The organism is Vibrio sp. 1580, from assembly GCF_033340055.1.
Genome location: NZ_JAWOVT010000164.1, coordinates 1 through 835, shown reverse-complemented (window position 1 = coordinate 835; position 835 = coordinate 1). Strand labels below are relative to the sequence as shown.

Here is an 835-nt window from a genome sequence, read left to right as displayed (position 1 = left end):
GTCGATGAAAATGATCTGCCGCTTTAATACTTGCTGGCCCAGTACGACGTTACCAATTAGCGCAATCACGCCGCACAAAATAGCCGGCGCTAACCATGTGTATTCAGTCATGATCAAAACTTCACAGCACTAGGAGAAACAAACACATCGAGTAACTCGGCAATCACTTCATCGTACAGCTCATCTAAGTTCTGCTCTTTTGACACCGTCAAAGGCAATTGGACGACAGGTTTGTTTGTTCGTTGTTGCAACCACATTGCGGGGCGTTGATCTTGGTGAGACGAATACACAATCGCATCAAACGAACTTGCGTCCAACTTGGTCAGTGATTGCAGATGAGAGGTCGTCGGCGATACCCCTGGTTTGGGCTCAAGATCCGCGACTTGAACCATACCTAGCCAATCAAATAAGTATCGGTAAGTGGAGTGATAGCCCACTACTCGCTTACCATTTAACGGCTTAGCTTTTGCTTCCCATTCGTTGAGTTTTTTTCGCCAATGCGCACGAAACTTCATCCCATTGAGCTGGTAGGTTGGCGCATTTTCAGGATCAACCGCTTGCAAACGCTGAGTCACAACGCGCGAAAGCGTAATCATGTCATTCGCAGCAAACTGCACGTGCGGATTACCATGCGCATGAATGTCACCCATACTGCGATCCACATGTTGATGTGTATCCAGCATACGTACAAAACTGGCAGCGTAAATCATGCTTTTTGCCCCATTTTGCACCGCAGCATTTGAGCTTCGTGCCTGTAGCATAGGCAACCACCCTACTTCTAGCTCTGCTCCAGAACACATAGCCAAATCGGCTTGACGCATTTTCGCAATCAACG

1 protein-coding gene and 1 pseudogene are annotated in these 835 nt (G+C 47.8%); both read right to left on the bottom strand.

The genetic code is table 11. The features are described from left to right. Positions 1-111 (bottom strand): annotated as a pseudogene (locus tag R7093_RS24740) (metal ABC transporter permease); the annotation flags it as partial. A gap of 2 nt (positions 112-113) precedes the next feature. Then, on the bottom strand, positions 114-835 hold a 722-nt coding region (locus R7093_RS24735), incomplete at its 5' end, for a metal ABC transporter solute-binding protein, Zn/Mn family (RefSeq protein WP_318146956.1).